General features: G+C 62.2%; 28 protein-coding genes. 16 read left to right on the top strand and 12 right to left on the bottom strand.

All coding sequences use genetic code 11. The features are described 5' to 3' along the window. Positions 1-234: 234 nt before the first annotated feature. A complete protein-coding gene (gene ilvA, locus FJ951_RS23455; RefSeq protein ID WP_140517655.1) occupies positions 235-1,491 on the top strand; it encodes a threonine ammonia-lyase IlvA in 1,257 nt (418 codons plus the stop codon). Next, on the top strand, positions 1,488-2,042 hold the full coding sequence (locus FJ951_RS23450; RefSeq protein WP_140517654.1) for a DUF1697 domain-containing protein: 555 nt from the start codon (positions 1,488-1,490) through the stop codon (positions 2,040-2,042). The genes ilvA and FJ951_RS23450 overlap by 4 nt, the downstream gene beginning before the upstream one ends. Positions 2,043-2,073: 31 nt before the next feature. Here FJ951_RS23450 and FJ951_RS23445 read toward each other — a convergent pair whose 3' ends face one another. Beyond that, the gene (locus FJ951_RS23445; protein ID WP_140517653.1) at positions 2,074-2,370 is read right to left on the bottom strand and encodes a DUF2218 domain-containing protein; all 297 of its coding nucleotides are present in this window, start codon (positions 2,368-2,370) and stop codon (positions 2,074-2,076) included. Between the two features lie 129 nt (positions 2,371-2,499). Further along, on the bottom strand, positions 2,500-2,940 hold the full coding sequence (gene gloA / locus FJ951_RS23440) for a lactoylglutathione lyase (RefSeq protein ID WP_140493707.1): 441 nt from the start codon (positions 2,938-2,940) through the stop codon (positions 2,500-2,502). Positions 2,941-3,208: 268 nt separating this feature from the next. Here gloA and FJ951_RS23435 point away from each other — a divergent pair, with 268 nt between their 5' ends. Genes FJ951_RS23435 through FJ951_RS23425 form a run of 3 tightly spaced genes read left to right on the top strand, consistent with a single transcriptional unit; the run spans position 3,209 to position 5,128 of the window. Next, positions 3,209-3,754 (top strand): cold-shock protein, encoded by a 546-nt coding sequence (locus FJ951_RS23435; RefSeq protein WP_181165163.1) that lies wholly within the window; start codon positions 3,209-3,211, stop codon positions 3,752-3,754. Between the two features lie 22 nt (positions 3,755-3,776). Beyond that, positions 3,777-4,340: a DUF192 domain-containing protein gene (locus tag FJ951_RS23430; protein ID WP_140493705.1), complete on the top strand. Its 564-nt coding sequence runs from the start codon at positions 3,777-3,779 to the stop codon at positions 4,338-4,340. Between the two features lie 20 nt (positions 4,341-4,360). After that, positions 4,361-5,128, top strand: a complete 768-nt coding sequence (locus FJ951_RS23425; RefSeq protein ID WP_140517652.1) for an alpha/beta hydrolase — start codon at positions 4,361-4,363, stop codon at positions 5,126-5,128. Between the two features lie 43 nt (positions 5,129-5,171). On the opposite strand, the gene FJ951_RS23420 is transcribed toward FJ951_RS23425, so the two are convergent. Further along, entirely contained in the window at positions 5,172-5,777 is a 606-nt protein-coding gene (locus FJ951_RS23420; RefSeq protein ID WP_140517651.1) for a hypothetical protein, read from the bottom strand. Between the two features lie 124 nt (positions 5,778-5,901). Between FJ951_RS23420 and cysE the strand changes: the two genes are divergently transcribed. Beyond that, positions 5,902-6,750, top strand: a complete 849-nt coding sequence (gene cysE / locus FJ951_RS23415; protein ID WP_140493699.1) for a serine O-acetyltransferase — start codon at positions 5,902-5,904, stop codon at positions 6,748-6,750. Positions 6,751-6,898: 148 nt separating this feature from the next. Continuing rightward, positions 6,899-7,102, top strand: coding sequence for a DUF3126 family protein (locus tag FJ951_RS23410; RefSeq protein ID WP_019857879.1), 204 nt, complete (start codon positions 6,899-6,901; stop codon positions 7,100-7,102). 50 nt (positions 7,103-7,152) lie between these two features. Here FJ951_RS23410 and FJ951_RS23405 read toward each other — a convergent pair whose 3' ends face one another. After that, complete coding sequence (locus FJ951_RS23405) at positions 7,153-7,884, bottom strand: hypothetical protein (protein WP_140517650.1); 732 nt, start codon at positions 7,882-7,884, stop codon at positions 7,153-7,155. A gap of 102 nt (positions 7,885-7,986) precedes the next feature. On the opposite strand from FJ951_RS23405, the gene FJ951_RS23400 reads away from it, so the two are divergent. Together FJ951_RS23400 and FJ951_RS23395 are read left to right on the top strand one after the other, a co-directional pair. Continuing rightward, positions 7,987-8,307, top strand: coding sequence for a hypothetical protein (locus FJ951_RS23400; protein ID WP_140517649.1), 321 nt, complete (start codon positions 7,987-7,989; stop codon positions 8,305-8,307). Positions 8,308-8,349: 42 nt separating this feature from the next. After that, a complete protein-coding gene (locus FJ951_RS23395; protein WP_140517648.1) occupies positions 8,350-8,877 on the top strand; it encodes a gamma carbonic anhydrase family protein in 528 nt (175 codons plus the stop codon). 185 nt (positions 8,878-9,062) lie between these two features. Here FJ951_RS23395 and FJ951_RS23390 read toward each other — a convergent pair whose 3' ends face one another. The 3 genes from FJ951_RS23390 to FJ951_RS23380 form a co-directional block, all read right to left on the bottom strand. Next, the gene (locus tag FJ951_RS23390) at positions 9,063-9,671 is read right to left on the bottom strand and encodes a transglutaminase-like cysteine peptidase (protein ID WP_140517647.1); all 609 of its coding nucleotides are present in this window, start codon (positions 9,669-9,671) and stop codon (positions 9,063-9,065) included. Between the two features lie 193 nt (positions 9,672-9,864). Continuing rightward, a complete protein-coding gene (locus FJ951_RS23385; RefSeq protein WP_140493689.1) occupies positions 9,865-10,482 on the bottom strand; it encodes a PilZ domain-containing protein in 618 nt (205 codons plus the stop codon). Between the two features lie 119 nt (positions 10,483-10,601). Then, positions 10,602-11,234 (bottom strand): PAS domain-containing protein, encoded by a 633-nt coding sequence (locus FJ951_RS23380; protein WP_140493687.1) that lies wholly within the window; start codon positions 11,232-11,234, stop codon positions 10,602-10,604. Positions 11,235-11,635: 401 nt separating this feature from the next. On the opposite strand from FJ951_RS23380, the gene FJ951_RS23375 reads away from it, so the two are divergent. Next, complete coding sequence (locus FJ951_RS23375) at positions 11,636-12,394, top strand: rhomboid family intramembrane serine protease (protein WP_140517646.1); 759 nt, start codon at positions 11,636-11,638, stop codon at positions 12,392-12,394. Between the two features lie 87 nt (positions 12,395-12,481). After that, positions 12,482-12,913: a CBS domain-containing protein gene (locus FJ951_RS23370; protein ID WP_140493682.1), complete on the top strand. Its 432-nt coding sequence runs from the start codon at positions 12,482-12,484 to the stop codon at positions 12,911-12,913. Positions 12,914-12,958: 45 nt separating this feature from the next. On the opposite strand, the gene FJ951_RS23365 is transcribed toward FJ951_RS23370, so the two are convergent. Further along, positions 12,959-13,216, bottom strand: a complete 258-nt coding sequence (locus FJ951_RS23365; RefSeq protein ID WP_140517645.1) for a YjhX family toxin — start codon at positions 13,214-13,216, stop codon at positions 12,959-12,961. A 290-nt stretch (positions 13,217-13,506) separates the two neighbouring features. Here FJ951_RS23365 and gatB point away from each other — a divergent pair, with 290 nt between their 5' ends. Both gatB and FJ951_RS23350 read left to right on the top strand, forming a co-directional pair. Further along, positions 13,507-15,006, top strand: coding sequence for an Asp-tRNA(Asn)/Glu-tRNA(Gln) amidotransferase subunit GatB (gene gatB / locus FJ951_RS23355; protein ID WP_140517644.1), 1,500 nt, complete (start codon positions 13,507-13,509; stop codon positions 15,004-15,006). A gap of 3 nt (positions 15,007-15,009) precedes the next feature. Then, positions 15,010-15,504 (top strand): GNAT family N-acetyltransferase, encoded by a 495-nt coding sequence (locus FJ951_RS23350; RefSeq protein ID WP_140517643.1) that lies wholly within the window; start codon positions 15,010-15,012, stop codon positions 15,502-15,504. A 56-nt stretch (positions 15,505-15,560) separates the two neighbouring features. On the opposite strand, the gene panC is transcribed toward FJ951_RS23350, so the two are convergent. Both panC and panB read right to left on the bottom strand, forming a co-directional pair. After that, entirely contained in the window at positions 15,561-16,412 is an 852-nt protein-coding gene (gene panC, locus FJ951_RS23345) for a pantoate--beta-alanine ligase (RefSeq protein ID WP_140517642.1), read from the bottom strand. Beyond that, positions 16,409-17,251, bottom strand: a complete 843-nt coding sequence (gene panB / locus FJ951_RS23340; protein WP_140517641.1) for a 3-methyl-2-oxobutanoate hydroxymethyltransferase — start codon at positions 17,249-17,251, stop codon at positions 16,409-16,411. Before panB ends, panC begins: the two co-directional genes overlap by 4 nt. A 230-nt stretch (positions 17,252-17,481) precedes the next feature. Between panB and FJ951_RS23335 the strand changes: the two genes are divergently transcribed. The 3 genes from FJ951_RS23335 (at position 17,482) to FJ951_RS23325 (ending at position 19,011) form a co-directional block, all read left to right on the top strand. After that, a complete protein-coding gene (locus tag FJ951_RS23335) occupies positions 17,482-17,880 on the top strand; it encodes an NADH:ubiquinone oxidoreductase subunit NDUFA12 (RefSeq protein WP_140493670.1) in 399 nt (132 codons plus the stop codon). Positions 17,881-17,996: 116 nt separating this feature from the next. Continuing rightward, positions 17,997-18,554, top strand: a complete 558-nt coding sequence (locus FJ951_RS23330) for a DUF2155 domain-containing protein (RefSeq protein ID WP_140517640.1) — start codon at positions 17,997-17,999, stop codon at positions 18,552-18,554. 73 nt (positions 18,555-18,627) lie between these two features. Further along, a complete protein-coding gene (locus tag FJ951_RS23325; protein ID WP_140493667.1) occupies positions 18,628-19,011 on the top strand; it encodes a hypothetical protein in 384 nt (127 codons plus the stop codon). Positions 19,012-19,023: 12 nt separating this feature from the next. On the opposite strand, the gene aat is transcribed toward FJ951_RS23325, so the two are convergent. Continuing rightward, entirely contained in the window at positions 19,024-19,641 is a 618-nt protein-coding gene (aat, locus tag FJ951_RS23320; protein ID WP_140517639.1) for a leucyl/phenylalanyl-tRNA--protein transferase, read from the bottom strand. A 27-nt stretch (positions 19,642-19,668) separates the two neighbouring features. Further along, complete coding sequence (accC, locus tag FJ951_RS23315; protein ID WP_140493663.1) at positions 19,669-21,012, bottom strand: acetyl-CoA carboxylase biotin carboxylase subunit; 1,344 nt, start codon at positions 21,010-21,012, stop codon at positions 19,669-19,671. Positions 21,013-21,020: the final 8 nt, after the last annotated feature.

The following is a 21,020-nucleotide window of genomic DNA, read 5'->3' as shown; positions in this document are numbered from 1 at the left end:
TTGGCACCCGCATGGATTTTAAGAATTACATGAACAATCACCTCCAACTAACGGCAAATATGTCACTAAACGCCGACCGCTTGGGAACATGAGTGACGGGCAATGGTTTCACGGGGTCGCCTGTGCAATAGACGGAATCGGGTTGCTTGGCGGCAAGGCTCGCGACAAAAGGGCGTTCCGCAGCCAATCGATGATAGACGTTCCCAAACGACATGCGTTCAAGGTGGCTTTCCGATGACCAGCTTCTCTTCCCGTGTTGCCACCGCTGCTTCCGCGATCCGCCGGATCTTTCCGGAAACGCCGCTGCAGGAGAACGACTATCTGTCGAAGAAGACCGGCGCGCGGGTGCTTTTGAAGCGCGAGGACCTGAGCCCGGTGCGCTCCTATAAGATCCGCGGCGCCTTCAACTTCTTCCGCAAGGCACTTGGCGAAGGCAATCAGGCCGAACTGTTCGTCTGCGCTTCCGCCGGCAACCATGCGCAGGGTTTTGCATTCGTCTGCCGCCATTTCGGCAAAAAGGGCGTTGTATTCATGCCGGTGACGACGCCGCAGCAGAAGATAGACAAGACGCGGCTGTTCGGCGGCGACTTCGTCGAGATCAGGCTCGTCGGCGATTTCTTCGACGATTGCTATCGCGCCGCCATCGAATTCACCGAAAGCGCCGGCGCTCATATGGTGCCGCCCTTCGACCACAAGGACATCATTGAGGGACAGGCGACGGTCGCCTATGAGATCGCCGACCAGATGCCCGGCGCGGGCATGCCCGACATCGTCATGCTGCCGGTCGGCGGCGGAGGTCTGGCCGCGGGGGTGACGCACTACTTCGCCGATCAGGGGCGTGAGGCGCGCTTCGTCTTTTGCGAACCGGCAGGGGCGCCAAGCCTGCGCGAGAGCCTTGCGGCGGGAAAACGGCTCAAACTCGCCAAGGTTGATAATTTCGTCGACGGCGCGGCGGTCGCCGAAATCGGCCGTGAGCCCCTGCGGCACCTCAAGGACTTCGCCGCCGACACGGTGCGGCTGATCCCGGAAAACCGGCTCTGCGCGACCATGATCGAGATGCTCAATGTCGAGGGCGTGGTGCTGGAGCCGGCCGGCGCGCTGGCTATCGATGCGCTGAAGGATTTTTCCAGGAAGGAAATCCGCGGCAAGACCATCGTGGCCGTGGTTTCGGGCGGCAATTTCGATTTCGAACGGCTGCCGGACGTCAAGGAACGGGCACTGCGCTTCGAGGGCCTGAAGAAATACTTCATCATCCGCTTTCCGCAGCGGCCGGGCGCGCTGCGCGACTTCCTTGAAATGCTGGGGCCGGACGACGACATCGCCCGGTTCGAATATCTGAAGAAGTCGGCACGCAATTTCGGCTCGGTTCTGATCGGCATCGAAACCAAGGATCGCCGCAATTTCGACCTGCTGAAAGCGAATTTCGAGGCCGAAGGCGTCCAGTATCAGGATATCACCGACAACGAGACATTGGCCGGGTTCATCATATGAGCGGAAACGTCTTCATCGCCCTGTTTTCAGGCATTAATGTCGGCGGCAACCGCATCGTCAGGATGGCCGAGTTGCGGGCGTTCTTGGAGGATCTCGGGTTTTGCGATGTCGCTACCTACGTGCAGAGCGGCAATGCGGTGTTCCGGGCCAAGGAAGGTGACGCCGCCACGCTGACCAAACAGATCGAAGCGGCTTTCGAGGAGAAATGGGGTTTTCATTCGCGCATCATGGTGCGCGATCTCGGCTGGGTCGAACGGCTGGTCAGGGAAAATCCCTATCCGGAGATTGCCGAGGAGCCAACCAAGCTGCACGCGTATGCGCTGGAGCGCGCGCCTACCGCCGAGGAGGCGGCACGGCTGGCCGAAAAATGTACGGGTCCGGAGCGGTTCGAGATCAAGGGCGACGTGCTTTACCTGCATGCACCCGGCGGACTGGGCAAATCGGTGTTTGCCAATCTGATCCCACGCGTACTGAAGGTACCTGGCACTGCGCGCAACTGGCGCTCGGTGCTGGCGCTGCTGGAGATGGCCGGCAAGCCCGGCGGCGGCTGATTAATGCCTGCCGTAATGCGCGGACAAGAGCCTACGCCGCCTCGGCGCGTTTCCAGTCGAACGTCAGCTCCTCGCGAAACGCAAAGCGTTTGATGTGGTCGGCGACGACGCTTTCGAGGCGTTCGATAGAGCCGGGGTCGTCGCTCGTCGATACGGTGATGTGCAGCGCAGCTCCATCGGCATCCATGATGGTGCGGCCGAGCGAAAGGTCGATGGCGCCATGGTTGGGATCGAATTCCACGGGGAATTTGTGCGCCCAATGTTTGCACAATTGCTGCAGATAACGGCTTGCATGTGCGGTGGTGACATCGGCATGGCTGGTCGTCATGAAGGGATCTCCGAGGGTGAAACGCACGAAACGGCGGCCGCTTTCGAAGCGGGCGCTATCGCCGCATAGATAGGCGCAAGCTCGCCCGCCGCCATAGGCCGGCTGCCGACCGCTCGAAAAGGTGATCGATCACCAGCTTCCGGTGTTCGGCATCGACGCCCACGGTTCGGCCTTTGCCTTCGCCGGACCTTTCTGCAGAAGTTCGATCGAGATTCCGTCCGGCGACTTGACGAAAGCCATGTTGCCGTCGCGCGGCGGCCGGTTGATGGTGACGCCGTTGTCCATCAGCCGCTGGCAGGTGGCGTAGATGTCGTCGACTTCATAGGCGAGGTGGCCGAAATTGCGGCCGCCCTTGTAGTCTTCCGGGTCCCAATTGTAGGTGAGCTCGACCAGCGGTGCTTTCTCGTCGATGCCGCTTTGCTCGTCTTCCGGCGCGGCCAGGAAGATCAGCGTATAGCGGCCCTGCTCGTTCTCGTAGCGGCGCACTTCCTTCAGGCCGAGCTTGTTGCAGTAGAAATCGAGCGAAGCATCGATGTCGGCGACGCGGACCATGGTGTGCAGATAGCGCATGTGATTTCCTCGACTTGTTGGGTTGCGGCGCAACATAGGGGTGGGCCGTCCAAAGGGCAAATCCCAGGCGGCCGCCGGCGCCGCCAAAGAACAAATCCGGTATTCGCATAATGAACCGTGAAAAAAGGCACGTCAGGTCTTGCACTCACCGGAAGCCGCAGTGTTAATCTGGTGTCAAGAATCAGTTGCGGTGTTCTTGAAAAAAGGGGGCATTCTTATGGGGGAAAAAGCCTCTTTGACGGGGCGGGCCGAAACCCTTGGCGACGCCATGAAGCGCGACGAAGGCGGCGATGCCGTCGATCTGACCGAAATATCCGGCGCCATCAAGTGGTTCGATGTAGCCAAGGGCTATGGCTTCATCCTCCCGGATGACGGCGTTTCAGGCGACATCCTCCTCCATGTGACATGCCTTAGACGGGATGGTTTCCAGACTGCTCTGGAGGGAGCGCGCGTTGTCTGCCTCGTCAAGCAGGGCGAGCGCGGATTGCAGGCTTTCCGGGTTCTCTCGATGGATGTCACCACAGCGGTCCATCCGGCGGAAATGCAGGAACAGCGCACCCATGTCTCGGTGACGCCCGAAAGCGGGCTGGAGCGTGCCTTGGTGAAGTGGTTCAACCGCACCAAAGGATTTGGTTTCCTGACCCGGGGCGAGGGCACCGAGGACATCTTCGTCCATATGGAGACCTTGCGCCGCTACGGCATCACCGAGCTTCGGCCGGGGCAGGTCGTGCTTGTCCGCTTCGGGCGCGGCGACAAAGGCCTTATGGCTGCCGAAATCCACCCCGATATGGGAACCTTGCCGGTCGCGCATTAGGGCGGTTGCCGAGGATTTTCGCATGACACATAGGAACTGGCTGACGGCGGGCGCAATGTGCGTCCTGGCTGCCGTCATCGTCGCCGCGGGCGCCTATTTCTATTCGCCTGCACCGACGGCGGCCGACAGCCGGGTGATGACCCTGCCGGTGGACCCGACGCCGCTGGTCGTGGCGACGAAAGGCGGAGATCGCTCCTTTTCCATCGAAATCGCCGACACCGATGCTGAACGCGAGGCCGGCTTGATGTATCGCCAGGACATGGCGGACGATCACGGCATGTTGTTCGTCTTCGACATGCAGCAGCAGGTCAACTTCTGGATGCAGAACACGCCGATGCCGCTTGACCTGGTTTTTATCGGCCAGGATGGCAAGATCCGGGCGGTCAAGCACGGCGAGCCGCAATCCCAGGCGCTCATTTCGCCCGGCGTGCCGGTGCGCTTCGTGCTTGAGCTCAAGGCGGGCACCGCCGCCAGGAACGGTATCGATTATGGCGACCTGGTGCGGCATCCGGCCGTTGGCACCATATCAGGCCCCGAGGTGCCGCCATCGGACAATGGCGATGCGCCGAACGGCGGTGGCGGTTGAGGACGCGGGCAGTATAGCCGATGCAGTTTTTTTCCCATGACGGGTTCGACATCGCCTTCCTCGATCGCCAGCCGGGATCGGGCCGGGGCGATCCTGTGCTGATGATCCATGGCTTTGCCTCCAGCCATTACGTCAACTGGGTTTCGCCCGGCTGGTTCAAGACGCTGAACGATGCCGGCTACCGCGCTATAGCGCTGGACAATCGCGGCCACGGCTCGTCATCGAAAAGCTACGAAGAGGCAGATTACACCCCGGCCCGGATGGCCTCGGACGCGGCTGCTTTGCTCGATCATCTCGGCATCGAGCGCGCCCATGTCATGGGCTATTCGATGGGCGCGAGGATAGCGGCATTCCTGGCGCTATCGGATCCCGACAAGGTAGCGACGCTGGTCTTCGGCGGTCTCGGCATCGGCATGATCGACGGCGTCGGCGATTGGGATCCGATCGCGGCAGCCCTCCTTGCCGACGATCCGGCCAAGACCACACATCCCCGCGGCCGTTCGTTTCGCGCCTTCGCCGACCAGACCCGCAGCGACCGCCGGGCGCTCGCGGCCTGCATCGCCACCTCCCGCGAGTTGCTGAGCGAGGATGAAATTGCCCGGATCGCCCAGCCGACGCTGATCGCCGTCGGCACCACCGACGACATCGGCGGCTCGCCCGACGAGCTTGCCACGCTGATGCCCAACGCCAAGGCTTTCCACATCGAAGGCCGCGACCATATGCTGGCCGTCGGCGACAAGACCTTCAAGCGGCGTGTGCTGGAATTCTACGCCGAAAATCCGCTTTGACCCGGCGCAAGAGCCCGATAAAACCTGATGCACAAGCCAGATGTCACGCTGGTTTTTGCAGCGCTTCGAGCGATCGGGTGAGATTCAGCCTGGCCTGCTGCTCGAAGCGCCGACGGAATTCCTCGCTGTGGAAGATGTGCGGGCGTGTCAGGAAGCTGTTCAGCACCGCGCCGCGTCCGGCCCGCCAGATCGGCTCCTCCACCCATTGATATTCGGCGCGGATCGCGCGCTCATAAGCATCGAATGCATCCGGCGCTGCGCCGAGGATCGACAGGTCCATGTCCAGGAAAAGAGCGGCGTCATGCATCGCGGCCGTGTCTTCGAAGCCCGGCAACTGGTGTGTTGCGGTGGCAAGGATCATGGCGCTGATGCGGCCGAGGCGCTGGGCGTCGATGCGGCCCGTGAGCTTTTTTTCCGCGAGCGCCGCGCTTTGCGCCTCATTGTCCTTGGCCCGGCTGTCGTAGACGGCGTCGTGGAACCAGATCGCCGCCTCGACGGCCTCGGGATCGCCGAGCAGCTTCCGGTACTCGCCGGCGAGCGCCAGCATCGCCTCGATATGGGCAAGGTTGTGGTAGTGGCGATCCCGTCCCTCATAGAGGACGGAAAGCTCGCGTTTGAGGGCATTGTCGAGCAAGAGTTCATTTTCCATGCCGGCTTGAATTCCCGCGAACCAAATCCATTTGACAGAGCACTAAGGAAAATTGAGTTCAATCGTGCTATGATCTGGCTTATATGTGCGGCCCGATATTAGGCAAGGCGGCAGGACGACGTCGATGAACAGCATCAGCATTTCCCGACACAGCGCGTTGCAGCCGGTCGATCCGATCTGGCGCTCGATCCGTGACGAAGCGATGGACGCGGTCAATCGCGACCCGCTGCTCGCCGCCTTCCTCTATTCGACCATCCTCAACCAGGAGAGCCTGGAGGAGGCGGTCATCCACCGGCTGGCCGAGCGGTTGGCGCACCAGGACATAGGCTCCGATCTCATCCGCCAGACCTTCAAGTCGATGCTGGCCGACGACAAGGACTGGCCGACCACCGTGCGTGTCGACATCCAGGCCTATTACGACCGCGACCCGGCCTGCGACCGCTTCATCATGCCGGTGCTCTACTTCAAGGGTTTTCACGCCATCCAGACCCACAGGCTGGCGCATTGGCTGTGGAATCAGGGGCGCAAGGATTTCGCGCTCTATCTGCAAAGCCGTTCGTCCTCGGTCTTCCAGACCGATATCAATCCGGCGGCCCGCATCGGCAAAGGCATTTTCATCGACCATGCCACCGGCCTGGTCGTCGGCGAGACAGCGGTCATCGAGGATGACGTATCGATCCTGCACGGTGTCACGCTCGGCGGCACCGGCAAGGCCGGCGGAGACCGTCACCCCAAGATTCGTCGTGGCGTCTTGATCGGCGCCGGCGCCAAGATTCTCGGCAACATCGAAATCGGCCATTGCTCCAAGATCGCCGCCGGTTCGGTGGTGCTGTCGCCGGTGCCGCATAACAAGACGGTCGCAGGCGTGCCGGCTCGCGTCGTCGGCGAGACCGGCTGCGACCAGCCGTCGCGCCAGATGGACCAGCTTCTGCCGTCGCAGACGATGGACCAGGTCGTCAGCTTCGACATCTAGTTTTACTGAGGGGCGTCGCGGAGTTTCGCACTGCTCGCGCCGGCGGCTTCCATTGCCGTGCAATACGGCGAGCTTGCCTTTACATGGCCATCGTCGACGTGTCAGAAGCGCCGTTCAAACGAGCAAGCCCGATGATCGGAGAAGACTGTTGAAGCCTGACGAAATCAGAAAGCTGGACGCCTATTTCAAGCGCGTCTTCCAGAACCCCAAGCTCGAGGTCAAGGCACGGCCGCGCAAGGAGGATTCGGCCGAAGTCTATGTCGGCGACGAATTCCTCGGCATCGTCTTCAAGGACGAGGATGACGGCGACTACAATTTCTCGATGGCGATCCTCGACATCGATCTGGGCTGATCCTTGCATCCCATGGCGATGCCGGACGCAAACGCGACCGGCCTTTCCCGTCAACGTCCGGCCTTTAGGACACGCCCGGCCTCGGCGGTGATTGCCGCGTCAAGCGCCTGCCAATCCCCCAGAAATTCCTTCGGGAAGCGATAGGTGAGGCTGAGATCCTCGCCGACATGGATGTCGCGCTCGCAAGGCGCCAGCGATTGTTCTGCTGCCGGCCCGCTCAGGCAGCGGGCCACGAATGGGTCCTTGCCGGGCCGGTTGCCGACAACGAGCACCTCGTTGAGGTAACCTGATTTCGCGTTGAAACCGTAAATCGTCGTGCCGCCCGGACCTGCCGTGCCGGGCTGCACGATCAGCGCGCTGTAGATCGGCCCGAAACGTCCGCTCATGTCGCGAGACATCATTTGCGGTTCGAAGGACAGGAAGACGATGCTTTTGGCTGGCCCCGTGTGGTTGAAATCGCCGCGGGCGGCCTCGCTGTAGCCATCCATCTGGGGATAGCGCAGATAGAGGTCGAGCCGCGAGGCGATGCCGTCGCGCCGCGCCTGTTCGAAACGGATAAAATTGGCAGGCACGGCGATGACATTGTTGCCGACCACCACCTTGCGCATCGTCGCATCATCCGTGTAGCCGGCCATGGCGATCGAATGGCCGAACCATTTGCCGCCCAGGCTGATTGCGACCGACAGCAGGGCGAGTGCTGCGAAGGCGTAGAACACCCGCTTCATCAGCGTGGAATCGACCACGGTGAATTGGGGGTCGTCGGCGATCGCTGCCTGCTTCATCTCTGTCCCCGGATTCCTGTCCCGTGACGGCACGCATCGCACGGCACGGCTCTTGCAGTCCTTCCAGCGACTGTGCGATTTCATGGTAAACGGAAGGTAAAGATGGGCCCGGTTGAGCTAACTGCGTTCGCTTTTCTTGTCGGGTTGACGGCTTGTGGGCTGGTCGGATCGGCGATGGAGTTGGTTGCCGGGCGCAAGGTCGCGTTCACCGAGCCTTATGTGTCCTCCGCGCACGTACTGCGTTCGCTCGCCGCCACCGCGTGCGCCGGGCCGTTCATGCTGCTCAACGATGCCTTGGACGCCCGCCGCGACGGTCGCATTTCGTCGGTGGCGCTGATTTCCTGTGGCTGCACGGCGGTCGCCTGGACGCTGGCGCTCGGCATCGTTCTTGTGGCCGTTGCGTGTTGGGAGGTGCCAACCTAGGGTCGTTCGACTTTCAGGCTTGAGACGAATCGGAGACCAGAAATGCCGCTTTATGCGATCGATGGCACCGAACCGAACTTCGCGGATGCGGGCTCAAACTGGATCGCGCCCGATGCGACGCTGATCGGCGACATCAGCATCGGCCGCAATGCCGGCTTCTGGTTCGGCGTCGTCATCCGCGGCGACAATGAACCTGTCGTGATCGGCGCCGACACCAACGTGCAGGAGCACACGGTCATGCACACCGATCCCGGCTTCCCGCTGACCATTGGCGAAGGCTGCACGATTGGACACCGGGCCATGCTGCATGGCTGCACCATTGGCGACAACAGCCTGATCGGCATGGGCGCAATCGTGCTGAACGGCGCCAGGATCGGCAAGAATTCGCTGGTCGGCGCCGGCGCGCTGGTCACCGAAGGCAAGGAATTCCCGGACAATTCGCTGATCGTCGGCTCGCCGGCCAAGGCGATCAGGGTGCTGGACGAGACGGCGATCGCGAGGCTGCGAGCCTCGGCCGCGCACTATGTCGCCAACGGCAAGCGCTTCAAGGCGGGGTTGAAGAAGGTCTAGGCCAGAAATGGCGGAGCCGGCCCGGGGACGGGGCCGGCTCCTTAGACCCGGTCGTTGGGACGGGGAGGGTGGGGACTCGACCGGGTTTCTCCTTAGGCGCATCGCCTTGATGCGTAGCGCCTGGTCTCTGGTTCACGCGTGCCGGTCCCCTAACGCTGCGCGTTGATCGCCATGGATCGACGCCTTCAGCGGACGCTGGCGACCGCGTCGGCGCGGCCGTCGTTGATCGTCACCCAGACGCCGGAATTGGTATCCGACTGTCGCTTGAGGTAGGTGTAGTCGGTGTCCGTCCAGGACAGGACCTTGGTTTCCAGATTGTCGAGGATGAATTCGCCGAGGCTGGTGCGCACGGTCAGCACCGCGTGGCCGTCACCGTTCGGCTGGCGCGCGACCGTCATCAACAGGTTGCCGGCCGGAACGCCGGCGTCCATCAGCTCGCGGCGCTTTTCCAGCGCGTAGTCCTCGCAATCGCCATAGCCATTGTCGGGATAGGCCCAATATTCCTCGACGCCGTTGTTTTCCATGTCGGTGCGCGGCTTGACGCGGGTATTGACCGAATTGTTGATGCTGAGGATCGTCGCCCACAGCTTGCGGGTCAGTTCGACCGGCGCCCCCTTGGGTGTCCGCTCGCTGCATTCGCCCGGTATGCGCTGGCAGAATTCATAGTGTCCGACAGGCTGTGTGGTGCGGCCGCCGGTGTGCATATAGGCCGGTCCCGCGGCATATGCTGATCCCCAAGCGGAAAGCTGCATCGCCATTGCCATCAGCAACAGCTTGCCTCTCGTTTTCTTCATTGTTTTTGTCTCCCCGTTCGAGGGAGACATTGCCACAGGTGGATTTATTCGACGCAAAAGCGCGCAGTAGATATTGAGTAAAACGTCCCTAGAATAGGTATCAAATTTGAAACTTTTGAGTGGTCAATCGTTGTCGTGAAATACAAAAAAACCGGCCGCGAAGGCCGGTTTTGATCTTAACGCTGTTCGGCCTTCAGGCGCGCGGCGTGTTGAATTCCGAATCGAGCGTCTCAGGCCGCTGGATGACGGCGAATTCGATGGCGACGCCATCCTCGAAATGACGCACGATCTGTCCGCGCATGGTGCCGAGCATGACCTGGACGCCGATCGCCGGCTTGACGTCGATCTCGATCGCGGCGCCGGAGAGCGACAGGTCGATGATGCGGCACTGGTACTGACGGCCGTCGGTGAGCTGCAGGATGCTGGTCGGGTTGCGGGGGGCGACGCGCTCGTGGCGGCGGTCTTCCGGCAGATCGAGCTCGTGCTTGTTGGCGAGCCACGTCAATTGCGCGGCGAGCTTGTCCTTCTTGCGGTCCGACGCAATCACCGTCATTGCGAAACCGTCCTGCAAGGTGCGGGTGACGACGCCTTCTATGCGGCCGATATGGTCGACATAGGCGATGACCTTTTCACCGGGCATGCCGATGCGGTCCGTGCGAAACGCGACGTTACCCGGCGACATATCGACGACCTGGCAAGGATGTTCGGTGCGGTCTTCCAGCATGAAGCGCCCGTATATCTTGACCCGGACGCGCTGAAAGTTACGTCTCTCAGCTTGGGACGGCGCGTAGTCGACCGCCGCTGACCTCATGACTGCCTACACCCCGTTTGGCATCCCCGCGCGCCGATGCCAGGGACTTCATCCCAGAACTACAGCAAAGCGGGTTAACAAAGGGGAAAAACGGGCAGGCGGGGCTGTAGGATCGTCAACTATTCCTCGCGCCCGCCATCGAAGACGACGAGGTGGCGGATGCGGCGCGCTCGGCCGAGCGCGGAGATGGTTTCGGGCGCCTCCAGTTCGGCGGGAACAAGCGAGGGAACGTCGATCGCCGGCCGGCTCGCCAGCAACTCTTTTTCGGGATCGATGACACGGATCGAATCGATCAACGCGTCCGTGAGCGGGTCGGCGCCCAGCCAGAACGGCTTCTCCACAGCGCTGATCACGCCAAGGCAACGCGGGTTTTCGACGCCGCCATCCAGCGGCAAGGCAAGCAGTTCGAACTTGTTGGAACGGCCGTTGCGGCTGAAGCCCTCGAACATGATCAGCACGACGGATTTCTGGTCGAACACGCCATGGATCAGCTTCGAGACCAGCCGCTGGTCCTTCTCGCGCCATAGCGAGGGAAAGGAGAACCCCTTGAGTTCGCGGCCATAGGAGGCGCAGAGCCTTGTGCCGGCCAGCCGGAACACCGCTTGCCCACGCGTGTCCCTTTCCAGGATGAAAGTGTCGGCCAGCAGCGACTTGATATCGGCCGGCTCCACTTCCGAGCGCTTCGGGGCAGGGCGTCCATCACGCAAGCGGTTCCAATACTGGAACAGCGTGATCGATCCGTTCTGGTTCATGCTAAGCAGCTCCGCGCATTCTGTCGTCTGATGTCCCATCGGTGAACAGAAGGGCGCCCTCCGATGACCTACATGCGTTGCGGAGCAGGAAGCGTGCCAGCGTCGTTAACACTTGTTCACGGGTCGGGGCCGTTAAGGTTAACAAGTGGTTTACGTTGCGCCCGGTCGAGCCGCGTGGCACACAAAAACCACTCCAGAAGCGGTCGTTTCGCGACGATCGGCAGCACTCCAGTCAAGAGTTCGGGGGAACAGGGGACTCGACAGCCGTTCAAGGGAAACCTTGGACGGCTTTCTTTTGATTCGGCACTTTTGATTCGCGCTCGGCGATTCGCCCTTTGTGGTCCGGCGGGCAGTGGTCTAGATGCTCGCAACGACGAATCCTGGACCGAGTGCTAGTGCGCATGAGTGAACCTGTAAGCCCACCGGAAATAGAACAGGCGGATCGCGAGCCCGAGCCGCGTCGCGAGCCGATCTTCAACCTGCCGCCGATCGTGCTGGCGGTGATCGCCATTTGCGTGGCCATCTACCTGTTGCAGCAATACGTGCTGAGTGATGCTCAGCAAATGACACTGCTTTACGATGGGGCCTTCATCCCTGTCCTCTACACCGGCCAATACGGCTTCGACTGGTTCCTGTTCACGCGGCCCTTCACCTATGCCTTCATGCATGGTGGATTTGCGCATATCGCCATCAATATGGTCTGGCTCGCTGCCTTTGGCTCGCCGTTGGCCAATCGGCTCGGAGCGTTCTGGTTCGCGTTGTTCTTCGCCGCGACGGGACTGGCTTCAGTGGCGCTTTTCTGGGCCATGCATCCATATGGCGAAGCGCCGCTGGTCGGGGCTTCCGGTGCGATATCGGGCATGATGGGAGCGGCGGCACGCTTTGGCTTCCGTACGGATCGTTCGGCGGGCAAAGCCGCTTTCGCCGGCCCCGTGCTGCCGATCGCAATGGTGCTGCGCTCGCGTGGCGTGATGATCTTCCTTGCCGTTTGGATGATGATCAATCTTGTCACCGGCCTTGTCGGCTTCGCCCCCGGGGTCGACAGCCAGATCGCCTGGGAGGCTCACATTGGCGGCTTTATCGCCGGCTTCTTCGGCTTGCGCTGGTTCGATAGGCGTTGGCAGCCGCTCGACTGGGAGACGACCGACCGCCGCACTTGAAATGCAACCGATCGCGGCGCACGATGTTCACTCTTACGTGAAAGCCGGTCAGGGCAGGAACCGGTTGGCAAAGTAGAGGAGGACGCCATGACGGTTAAGGCCATTCTCGAGCAAAAAGGCCACGACGTGTTGACGCTCGGGCCGAACGAAAAACTGAGCGAAGCCATCCGTATCCTTGCCGAACACAGGATCGGGGCGTTGGTCATCACCAATGGAGACCGCAAGATCGTCGGCATCCTGTCCGAACGCGACATCGTCCGCGTCGTCGCCAGGGAAGGCGCGGCGGCGCTCGACATAGCCGTTCGTTCCGCGATGACGCCGAAAGTGAAGATCTGCAACGAGAATCACACCGTCAACGAGGTGATGGAGATCATGACCCGGGGCCGCTTCCGCCATCTTCCGGTGGAAAAGGACGGCATGCTCGACGGCATCGTGTCGATCGGCGACGTGGTCAAGCGTCGTATCGAGGATGTCGAGCGCGAGGCTGAGGAAATCCGCGCCTATATCGCTACCGCCTGAGCGGCAAGCAACCGCCGGCCGCGCAAACGGTCGGCGGGGCGATAGTTACCTGTTGTCGAGTTCGGAGCGGACGAGTTGGAGCCCGCGCCGCGTGATGCGGTAGGGGCCGCCGCCCGACGACGAAACCGCCTTCTTGCGCTTCAGCTCCCGAAACAGGTCGAGATCGACGTCGGGGTAGTGCCAGCCGTCGCGGGTCAGGCATTTGACGGAGGCGATCCGTTTCTTCTCACTTTTTTCGATCTCAATGCGTCCGCCCTGCGCGAGCAGGTGCAGAACGCGTTGTTCAATACGCGAAATATCCATGGGAGAGTTTCCGGGAAAACAACAAAAGCCGCCGCCGCGAAGCTTCGCGGCGCGGGGTTTCAGGTTTTCTGCCCTGCCTCGCTATGAGGTCAGGGCCTTACCGGGACTGAGCGTAAGTGGACATCCACTCTCCATTGGGATGGATGGCCTATAGGCGAAAGCGGCGGAAAAGGCCAGCGGGCGGCTTTACGCTTGTCTCGCGATGCGGTTTGCACTAGCGAATGACTTTAATTTTTAACGTGAAACTCACGTCCGAACGTGAGTTCGGTCCCCGTAATTCGCAGGCTACCATGAGCATCATCGACACCCGCACGCCCGACGCGAAACGCCTTATCCCCGGCGCCACCGGCGACTGGGAAATCATCATCGGGCTCGAGGTCCACGCGCAGGTGACATCGGAAGCAAAACTCTTTTCCGGCGCTTCGACGTCGTTCGGCGCTGCCCCCAACGCCAATGTCAGCCTGGTCGATGCGGCAATGCCCGGCATGCTCCCCGTCATCAATGAGGAATGCGTCAAGCAGGCGATCCGTACCGGCCTCGGCTTGAAGGCGCAGATCAACCACAAGTCCGTCTTCGACCGGAAGAACTATTTCTACCCGGACCTGCCGCAGGGCTACCAGATCTCGCAGTTCAAGCAGCCGATCGTCGGCGAGGGCACGGTGATCGTCTCCGTCGGGCCGGACCGCCAGGGCGAGTTCGAGGACATCGAGGTCGGCATCGAGCGCCTGCATCTGGAGCAGGACGCCGGCAAGTCGATGCACGACCAGCATCCGACCATGTCCTATGTCGATCTCAACCGCTCCGGCGTGGCGCTGATGGAAATCGTGTCGAAACCGGACATGCGTTCGGCCGACGAAGCCAAGGCCTATGTCACCAAGCTGCGCACCATCGTGCGCTATCTCGGCACCTGCGACGGCAACATGGACGAAGGCTCCATGCGCGCGGACGTCAACGTTTCGGTGCGCCGGCCGGGCGGCGAATTCGGCACGCGCTGCGAGATCAAGAACGTCAATTCGATCCGCTTCATAGGCCAGGCGATCGATTTCGAGGCGCGCCGGCAGATCGCTATCATCGAGGATGGCGGCACGATTGACCAGGAAACGCGGCTGTTCGACGCCGTCAAGGGCGAAACCCGTTCGATGCGCACCAAGGAAGAGGCGCACGACTACCGCTATTTTCCCGATCCCGATCTGTTGCCGCTGGAATTCGACCAGGCCTATGTCGAAGCGCTGGCCAAGGAGTTGCCGGAACTGCCCGACGACAAGAAGGCGCGATTGATCTCCTCGCTCGGCCTCTCGACTTACGATGCTTCGATCCTGGTGTCGGAAAAGCCGATCGCCGACTATTTCGAGAAGGTGGCCGCCGGCCGCGACGGCAAGCTCGCGGCCAATTGGGTCATCAACGACCTGCTCGGACAATTGAACAAAGCTGGTAAGGACATTGAAAACGCTCCGGTTTCGCCAGACCAGATCGGCGCTATCATCGACCTGATCAAGGATGGCACCATCTCCGGCAAGATTGCCAAGGACCTGTTCGAGATCGTCTGGAACGAGGGCGGCGACCCGCGCCAACTGGTCGAGAGCCGCGGCATGAAACAGGTTACCGACACCGGCGCTATCGAAAAGGCGGTGGACGAGGTGATCGCAGCCAACCCGGACAAGGTCGAGCAGGCGCGCGCCAAGCCGACCATGGCCGGCTGGTTCGTCGGCCAAGTGATGAAGGCGACCGGTGGCAAGGCCAACCCGCAGGCCGTCAATGACCTGGTCAAGGCCAAGCTGGGCATCGAGTAGACTATGTTCGTGCGCACCGCCGGGGATCGCGACCTCGCCGCCATCCGGGCGCTGCTGGTCGAGACCTGGCATGCGACTTACGACGCCATCTATGGCGCCGAACGGGTGGCAGAGATCACCGATGTGTGGCATTCGATCGCCTCGCTCACGGCGCGGCTGGCGAAGCCAAACAGCGAGTTCCTCGTCGCCGACGATGGCCAGCGCATTGGCGGCATGGCATTTGCCGAAGCGCTCGATGGCGGCGGCGTGGTCATGCTGAAGCAGCTTTACGTGCAGCCCGGCCTGCAGGGCCGGGGCATCGGCGGCATGCTTCTCGACGAGATCATCGAAAGCTTCCCTGAGGCCCGCGCCATCCGGCTGGAAGTGGAAGAGAAGAACACGCGCGCAATTGCCTTCTACCAGGCGAACGGCTTCGTCCAGACCGGCCGCACCGACAATTGCGGTTCGGCCCAATCCGCTATCCCGGCGCTCGTCTATGAAAGGCCGCTTGCCGCATAGCAGCGGACCTTTCGGGTGCGCAATCCGGCGGTCGAATTCAGCGATCGAGCCGCAGCCTAACTGGTGGAGACGTCCACATTGTCGATCAGCCTGGTCTTGCCCAGCCAGGCGGCGGCGAGCAGGCGGCCCTCGTGCCCGCGGCGCCACGGCGTCAGCGTCCGGCTCTCGCGAGCTTCGACATAATCGATCTTGTGGAAGCCGGCCGCGAGTAGGGCGCGGCTGGCTTCGCCTGTCGCGCCGTTCTGGTCGGCGCCGGCCGCCAGCGCCGCGGCTGCCTTGCGCAGGATCACGTTGAGCCGGCGGGCGATCTGGAGTTCGGCCTCACCGAGATAGGCGTTACGCGATGACATGGCGAGGCCATGCGCGTCGCGGATCGTCGGCGCGCCGATGATTTCGACGGGCAGGTCGAGGTCGCGGCAGAGCTGCCTGACGACGCACAATTGCTGATAATCCTTTTCGCCAAAGACCGCGACGTCGGGCGACGCCTGCAGGAGCAGCTTCGCCACGACGGTGGCGACGCCTTCGAAAAAAGTCGGTCGAAAATCCGATTCGAGCCCGGCGGAGGGACCGCCGACCGAGATTTTGGTGGCAAAGCCGGCAGGATACATCTCACCAACCCCAGGCGTGTAGGCAAGATCGGCTCCGGCCAAAGCCAGCTGGTCGAGATCGCGGGCGAGCTGACGTGGATATTTGTCGAGATCCTCGCTCGGCGCGAACTGCGTCGGGTTGACAAAGATCGAGACGATGCAGCGCTCGGCTCTTTCAAGCGCGATCCTGACCAGCGATAGGTGCCCTTCGTGCAAGGCGCCCATTGTCGGCACCATGGCGACGCGAAGGCCGTCGCGCCGCCAGTCGCGGATCCGCGCGCGAAGGCCGGCGACCGTGTCGACGACGAGGGGCCGGCTCATCGGTTGTCCTTGCCCAAGGTGGCCGAAAACACATTTTCGGAACCGGGGAATGTCCGGTCTCGTACCTCGCTGGCGTAACGTGCGGCCGCCTGCGAGACCACGCTGCGCAAATCGGCGTACTCCTTGACGAATTTCGGCACGCGGTCGACGGTGAGCCCGACCATGTCGTCTATGACCAGGATCTGGCCGTCGCAAACGCCACTCGCGCCGATGCCGATAGTCGGAATGGCGATGCGGCGGGTGATTTCGGCCGCGACCGCTTCGACCGTGCCCTCGATGACCATCGAAAAGGCGCCGGCTTCTTCGACGGCGCGCGCATCGGCAAACAGCGCTGCCGCATTCTCGTCGGTCCGGCCCTTGATCCTGTAGCCGCCATCCTTCTCGACGGATTGCGGCAGCAGGCCGATATGGCCCATGACCGCGATGCCGGCATCGACGACCGCGGCGATCTGCCGGGCCATACCGACGCCGCCCTCGAGTTTCACAGCCTGGCAGCCGGTTTCGCCAACGATACGCCGCGCCGAGGCAACCGCTTGGGCAGCCGAATCCTCATAGCTGCCGGCTGGCATGTCGACGACGACGCAAGCCCTGGCCGAGCCGCGCATCACCGCTTGCCCATGCGCGATCATCATCTCCAGCGAGGCGCCCAGCGTCGTTTTGTGGCCATGCAGGACCATTGCGACGCTGTCGCCGACGAGGAGCAGATCGACATGCTCGTCGAGCAGGCGGGCGATGGGGTAGGTATAGGCGGTGAGACAGACGATCGGCACGTCACGCTTTCGGCGGCGAATGGCGTCGGCACCGATGCGAATGTCGGCGGTCGGCGATTTCCTGGCCAATCGTCACCTCCCTCGGCCAACGGTCGGCCGGATACCCGCACGGGGCGCGCGCAGAGCTTTAGAAAGGCTGAGGGTGGTTGGCAAGCACCATACGGCGCCGGCAATGCATCACCGGCTTGTGTCGCCTTACCGGCGCGCCATTTGCGCCCTCTTGGCGGCAAGCCCCTTGCCTTCACGAAGGGCTGACGCCATAAGCAGGAAACGGACGCCATCGGCGCGAGGGTTTGAAGATGAAGACTTTCCTTACGCAGTTTTTCACCTGGTGGAACGGCCAGACGCTTGGCACGCGCCTGCACACCTGGCGGCACGGCAGGAAGGTCGGGCAGGACGAGGTGGGCAACGTCTACTACGAAGGCGGTGTCGATTCCGAAGGACGCACGCGCCGCTGGGTCATCTATCGCGATTATTCCGAGGCTTCTTCTATCCCGCCCGGCTGGCACGGCTGGATTCATCACCGCGTCGACGTCGCGCCGCCGAGCGACGATTACAAGCCGCGCGACTGGCAGAAGCCACATCAACCGAACCTGACCGGCTCGCCCTCAGCCTATCGTCCGAAGGGCTCGGTGCTGACCAACCAGCACCGCCCGCAGGTCACCGGCGACTACGACGCCTGGACGCCCGGATCATAAGCGGGCGTCGGTCCTTTATCGCCACAATTGGTGTCTAGCAGCTTGCTCATCAGAAAACGGCGACTAGCCTTTGTGATAGAGAGAATCACCCGGGCGCTAACCACCGGTATCCCTGCATGAGCATTTTCAGCCTGACATCGATGGGCGCACTGATAGTAGCCGCCGGGCTCACCGTTAGCACCGCGGCACTTGCCGCTTCGCCAACGCCGGCCGCACCCGCGCCGGCGCCGGGATCGGACCGAATCACCAACCCGGTCGCCGAATTCGCCGGCATCGACAAGATCACCGGCCGCATCATCACCTTCGACGTCTATATCGACGAGACGGTGCAGTTCGGTGCTTTGCAGGTGACGCCGCGCGTCTGCTACTCCCGGCCGCAGAACGAGGAGCCGAAGACCGATTCTTTTGTCGAAGTCGACGAGATCACGCTCGACCGCAAGATCCGCCGCATCTTCACTGGCTGGATGTTTGCCGAAAGCCCTGGTCTCAATGCCGTCGAGCATGCCGTCTATGACGTCTGGCTGAGGGCCTGCAAGCAGAAGTCGGATGTGCCAGCGCCCGATTCGGCCAAGACCGATGCGGCCAACCCCGATACGGCCCAGCCGAATGCCACGGCCGCTCCGGCTGCGGCCGAACCGGAAGCCACGGAACCGCCTACGACCAGCACCAACTGATCCTTCGGAACCGCCCTGAGGGCAACGCGTTGGGCCCTGACGGCCACACGATGCGCGCCGGGAGGATTTTCCGATGTCTGCCAGAAAGCGGATCACCGCCAGCATCAAGGAACTGCTTGAGCTCGAAAAGGGCTTCTGGACAGGCGATTCGGCATTTTTCGCGGCCAATGCCGACACCGAGTGCCTCGTGGCATTTCCGCAGATGGCCCAGACCATGAGCAATGCCGATCTCGCCGAAACCGCCGCCGATCCCAAGCGATGGCGTGATCTCGAGATCGATCTCAAGGGCGTGGTCGAACCAGGCAGCGACATCGTCATCCTGGCCTATGAGGCGCATGCCGTGAAGGGCAATGGCGAAGCCTACGCGGCGCTGGTCAGCACCGGCTATGTCCATCGCGTCAACGGCTGGAAGATGATGTTCCATTCGCAGGCTCCGCTGGAAACGAAGGTCCGCTGACGGGCTGGATCATCAGGGGAAAAACACCGCTTCACCCTTCAGCGCGTCGGCCAGCATCTTCTCGTATTTGCCGCGCGGCACGTCGATTGCGCCGAAGCGCTTGAGGTGTTCGGTGGTGAACTGCGTGTCGAGCAGCGCGAAACCGCGCGCCTGCAGGCGTTCGACGAGATGCACAAGGCAGATCTTCGAAGCATCCGTTTCCCGGGAAAACATGCTTTCGCCAAAGAACACCCTCCCCAGCGAGACACCGTAGAGGCCGCCGACCAGCCGCTCCTCGCGCCAGGCCTCGACAGAATGGCAATGGCCGATGCGATGCAACTGTACATAGGCCTCGCGGATCGGTGCGTTGATCCAGGTGGAACGGCGCTCCTCGCGCCTTTCGGCGCAGCCATCGATCGTCGCCTCGAAATCGAAGTCGAAACGGATGTCGAAGAGGTTTCGCCGAAGCGCCTTCTTCAGACTTTTCGGCGTGTGGAAGCGGTCGAGCGGAATGATGCCGCGCGTCTCCGGCCGCACCCAGAACACTTCCGGATCGGCGGCGCTTTCGGCCATCGGGAAGACGCCCGAGGCGTAGGCCTTGAGCAGAAGGTCGGTCGGGATACGATAGCCTGGCGCGTAGGGGCGAGTCATCGCTTCATTATAGCGGCAAGTCCGGGGCTATTCGCCTTTGGCCAGATATTTTTCCAGCCAGTGGATGTCATAGTCGCCATTGGCGATGTCGGCGTTGCCGACGAGGTCGCGAAACAGCGGCAACGTCGTCTTGATTCCGTCGACGACGAATTCGTCCAGCGCCCGGCGCAGCCGCATCATGCATTCGACGCGGTTGCGCCCGTGCACGATCAGCTTGCCGATCAGGCTGTCGTAGTAAGGCGGGATCTTGTACCCTGAATAGACGCCGGAATCGACACGGATGCCAAGGCCGCCTGGCGTGTGGAAATGGGTGATCGTGCCGGGCGAGGGCGTGAAGGTGCGCGGATCCTCTGCATTGATGCGGCACTCGATGGCATGGCCCTGGAAGCGGATGTCTTCCTGCTTGACCGAAAGACCGCCGCCCGAGGCGACACGGATCTGCTCATGCACCAGATCGATGCCAGTGATAGCCTCCGTCACCGGATGCTCGACCTGCAGGCGCGTGTTCATCTCGATGAAATAGAACTCGCCATTCTCGTAGAGGAACTCGATCGTGCCGGCGCCGGAATAGCCGAGGTCGGCGATGGCGTTGGCGCAGATATCGCCGATGCGCGAGCGTTCCTCGGCGTTGAGGGCGGGTGAGTTGGCCTCTTCCCAGACTTTCTGGTGGCGGCGCTGCAAGGAGCAGTCGCGCTCGCCGAAATGCACGCCCCGGCCAAAGCCGTCGCCGAACACCTGAACCTCGATATGACGCGGTTTTTGCAGGTACTTTTCAATATAGACGGCGTCATCGCCGAAGGCCGCGCCCGCTTCCGAGCGGGCCGTCTGCAAGGCGACTTCGAGGTCGGCCTCGGTATGCGCCACTTTCATGCCGCGTCCGCCGCCGCCGGCCGACGCCTTGATGATCACGGGATAGCCGATCTCTGCGGCGATGCGCTTGGCCTCCTTTTCCTCGGTCACCGCACCGTCGGAGCCGGGAACCACCGGGATGCCGAGGCGCTTGGCGGTGCGCTTGGCTTCGATCTTGTCGCCCATGATGCGGATATGGTCGCCGGTCGGACCGATAAAGGTAATGTTATGCGCGGCCAATATGTCGGAAAACTTGGCGTTCTCCGACAGGAAACCGTAGCCGGGATGCACGGCGTCGGCGCCGGTGATCTCGCAGGCGGCGACGATCTGGTGGATATTGAGATAGCTGTCGCGCGATGGCGGTGGCCCGATGCATACGCTCTCGTCGGCGAGCCGAACATGCATGGCGTCGGCGTCGGCGGTCGAATGCACCACCACCGTCTGGATGCCAAGCTCCTTGCAGGCACGCAGCACCCGAAGCGCGATTTCGCCGCGATTGGCGATGAGAATCTTCTGGAACATTAGGGCCG

Origin of the sequence: Mesorhizobium sp. B2-2-3 (genome assembly GCF_006442405.1) — a bacterium.
Lineage (GTDB): Bacteria > Pseudomonadota > Alphaproteobacteria > Rhizobiales > Rhizobiaceae > Mesorhizobium.
This window is presented reverse-complemented; position numbering and strand designations above follow the sequence as displayed.